Origin of the sequence: uncultured Marinobacter sp., assembly GCF_963974375.1 — a bacterium.
Classification (GTDB): Bacteria; Pseudomonadota; Gammaproteobacteria; order Pseudomonadales; family Oleiphilaceae; genus Marinobacter.
The window spans coordinates 1-3,589 of sequence record NZ_CAXBDN010000340.1 but is presented as its reverse complement, the minus strand read 5'-3'; the positions used below and the strand labels follow the sequence as shown (position 1 = coordinate 3,589).

Genomic DNA, 3,589 nt, shown 5'->3' with positions numbered 1-3,589 from the left:
TCCTGTTACGGTTTGCTCATCCGGACACCTCAACCTTGCCAGTTACGGAACAGGACGCCGGCAACCGCACCGACCAGTCACCCTGACGACGTATTTCAGGACGGCACAAACAAAAAAAGGTCGTCTTCAATGAAGGCGACCTTTAAAGGATTACTCAGGAAAGAACAACTCTACCTGGTACAGCTACTGCCATCCCATAAACCAGTGAAGGTACAACACACTCCTTCACAACTGGGGGTGGATACTGCCGAGGGATACTTCACAATTCCCCCGATCCACAATTGCATGTTACGACGTCTCTTCCCGGGACTCTGTTGGTGCTGTGTATAAAAGCGTTACGGGTTGTAGCCGACAGACCGCCATTGTTGCTATGGGTGTCGAAGCGGTGGCCGTTTGCCGGTATTCTATGGCGATTCCACAGACCGCCCGGGCCGCCGCGACACATGATTGCGCCCCCGATATACAGACCAACACGGAGCTTGAAACATGCCCTCTTTCGATATTGTGTCCGAAATCGACATGCACGAAGTCACCAACGCGGTAGACCAGGCCAAACGGGAACTCGGCAACCGCTGGGACTTCAAGAACGTCGAAGCAGATATCGAGCTGGACGATAACGGCATCACCATCAGCGCCGAGCAGGAGTTTCAGCTGGAGCAGCTGATGGACATGCTGAGAATGGCCTTCGCCAAACGGAACATCGACGCCCGCGCGATCAACGAAGACGGCGAAAGCAAAGCCGGCAAGCTGGTGAAGCAGCATCTGAAACTGCGCCAGGGCATCGAAACCGACCAGGCCAGAAAGATCGTGAAAATGATCAAGGACGCAAAACTGAAGGTGCAGGCCGCCATTCAGGGCGACAAGGTGCGGGTAACCGGCAAGAAACGGGATGATCTGCAGGAAGTGATTGCCATGCTCAAGGACAGCGAACTGGAGTTACCGCTGCAGTACAACAATTTCCGGGACTGATGGATAAGGAAAAAATCCTTAATCTGACCCTAACCGTTCGTCCTGAGCTCTGAGCCTGTCGAAGAGTCGAAGGACGCCAACTCACAGTCTGATAACCACACCCTTCGACAGGCTCAGGGCGAACGGGGAATGGCCTTTGGGCTCATCGACAGGCTCACCCTTCGACTCGTCGACAGGCTCAGAGCTCAGGGTGAATGGAATATGAAGAAAAGGGAATATCAAACAAAGCCAGATCGGGCGTGGGGCGCGGGGTGTCTTTTCTTCCGGAAAAAGGTGTATGAGCGAAGCGAATTCTTTTTCCGGAAGAAAAGACACCCCGCTCCGCGCCCAGCCCCCTGACTTCAGGTCAATCCACAAAAGTCAGGTAAGCACTCCCGCCATCCCTGGCAAAAATTCTTCAACCCTTGAACGTCCGACCCTTCCCAGCGGCAATCCGCAAGCGCAGAGCGTTGAGCTTGATAAAGCCCTCGGCGTCTTTCTGGTCGTAGGCGCCCTGATCTTCCTCGAAGGTGGCGATCTTCTCGTCGAACAGGGAATCCTCGGACTTGCGGCCGACCACGTCCACATTGCCCTTATACAGCTTCAGGCGAACCACGCCATTCACGTAGGTCTGGGTCTGGTCGATCAGTGCCTGCAGCGCTTCCCGCTCCGGGGACCACCAGTAGCCATTGTAGATCACCTCGGCATAGCGGGGCATCAGGCTGTCTTTCAGGTGCGCCACTTCGCGGTCCAGGGTGATGGACTCAATGGCACGGTGGGCACGCAGCATGATGGTGCCGCCCGGGGTTTCGTAGCAACCGCGGGATTTCATGCCCACGTAGCGGTTCTCGACGATGTCGAGCCGACCGATGCCATTGGCTCCGCCCACCTTGTTCAGATGCTCGAGCACCTCATGGGCCTTCATCTCCTGGCCATCCACTGCCACGATATCGCCCTTGCGATACGTCAGCTCAACGTAGGTGGGGGCGTCCGGCGCGGTTTCCGGGGACACACTCCAGCGCCACATATCTTCCTCGGCCTCGGACCAGGGATCTTCCAGGTTCATGCCTTCGTAGGAAATGTGCAGCAGGTTGGCGTCCATGGAATAAGGGGACTTGCCCTTCTTCATTTCCACCGGGATTTCCCGCTCCGCACAGTAGGCCAGCAGCTTCTCGCGGGAATTCAGATCCCACTCACGCCAGGGGGCAATCACCTTGACGCCGGGCTTCAGCGCATAAGCGCCCAGCTCGAAACGTACCTGGTCGTTACCCTTGCCGGTGGCGCCGTGGGAAATGGCATCGGCGCCGGTTTCATTGGCAATTTCAATCAGCCGCTTCGCAATCAGCGGACGGGCAATGGAGGTACCCAGCAGGTACTCGCCCTCATAAATGGTGTTGGCGCGGAACATCGGGAACACGTAGTCGCGGACGAACTCTTCACGCAGGTCCTCGATGTAGATTTCCTTCACGCCCAGCTGTTTGGCTTTCGCCCGCGCCGGCTCAACTTCCTCGCCCTGGCCGATGTCGGCGGTAAAAGTGACCACTTCGCAGTTGTAGGTGTCCTGCAACCAGCGAACGATGACAGAGGTATCCAGGCCACCGGAATAGGCCAGTACCACCTTGTTAATATCAGACATGCCTTTGCTCCAGACTGAACAGAATGGATGTATCGAAAATAAGGCGCACATTGTACGGCAGAGCGCCAACAATGGCTATTGGCGCAGGAGGGCCGGATTGACCGGACAGTTCACTGTCCGGTCAATCCGGGTTTTGTTAAAGCTCGCAGATCTCCAGATCCAGGGCTTCCATATCGGCACGTTTGTCCGGGCTGGTCACCACCGCGGTGCTGGCCTTGTCCGGCGTCAGCCAGTCGTTGGCCACCCGCTTCAGGTCATCCACCGTCACTGCCAGTACCCGCTTGCGGAAGCGGTCCTGCTGCTCCGGCGTGCGCCCGAACAGCAGACTGTGGAACGCATGGCGCGCCTCACCCGCCGGTGACCGGGGTTTGTCGAGCTGGCTGATGACACCGAGAATGGCCTCTTCCAGTTCCTGATAGCCGTGATCCGTGCTTTGCAGCCACTGCAGCGAGGCATCAAAATCCGCAAGGGTTTCAGTCAGCCGGGGGTCGCGGTAGGAGAAAAACCGGAAGGTTCCATTAACGTTATCCTGACCGGCACCACCGCCATAGGCGCCCCCTTTCTCCCGGATTGCCCGGTGCAGGTAACCGTTGCGCAGGAAACCACCCAGCACGGTCAGTACTGCTGCATCCGGATGATCCGGAGCCACCGTCGGGTAAGCTCTGGCGCAGAAGTTCACCTGAGTTGAGGTCAGCCAGGCCTGGCGGGTGTCGTAACTGACCGGCTCAACCGACCAGCCATTGCCACCGGCCGCGCTGGCGTCTGGCCACAAGCCCTGCACGCCATCCAGCATGGCATCAAGATGCTCCTCTTCCGCCACCAGCAGGAACTGTCGCTGCTGATTCTGCATCTTGCGATGCAGTGCGGCCAGGTCCTGACAAAGCCGGGTCAGTGCCTGCGGATCCTCCAGTGAATCGTCCAGGGCCTTGGTGGCCTTGATGGCAGCCAGGCCACCCAGACGGAACGCCAGGGAAGCCCCCGGGCTATGACCCTGAGAGGCCGCAT

The 3,589-nt window shown here is 58.0% G+C and carries 3 protein-coding genes; 1 reads left to right on the top strand and 2 read right to left on the bottom strand.

Going from position 1 to position 3,589, the window contains the following annotated elements:
- Nucleotides 1-486: 486 nt before the first annotated feature.
- A complete protein-coding gene (locus AAC035_RS19570; protein WP_339806795.1) occupies nt 487-969 on the top strand; it encodes a YajQ family cyclic di-GMP-binding protein in 483 nt (160 codons plus the stop codon).
- 397 nt (nt 970-1,366) lie between these two features.
- Here AAC035_RS19570 and AAC035_RS19565 read toward each other — a convergent pair whose 3' ends face one another.
- Together AAC035_RS19565 and AAC035_RS19560 are read right to left on the bottom strand one after the other, a co-directional pair.
- Complete coding sequence (locus tag AAC035_RS19565) at nt 1,367-2,584, bottom strand: argininosuccinate synthase (protein ID WP_339806794.1); 1,218 nt, start codon at nt 2,582-2,584, stop codon at nt 1,367-1,369.
- Between the two features lie 136 nt (nt 2,585-2,720).
- Nucleotides 2,721-3,589: insulinase family protein (locus AAC035_RS19560; protein WP_339806793.1), on the bottom strand; the 869-nt coding region annotated here is incomplete at its 5' end.

Coding starts and splice junctions, on each gene's coding strand:
- AAC035_RS19570 (WP_339806795.1), top strand. CDS start 487: ATGCCCTCTTTCGATATTGTGTCCGAAATCGACATGCACGAAGTCACC.
- AAC035_RS19565 (WP_339806794.1), bottom strand. CDS start 2,584: ATGTCTGATATTAACAAGGTGGTACTGGCCTATTCCGGTGGCCTGGAT.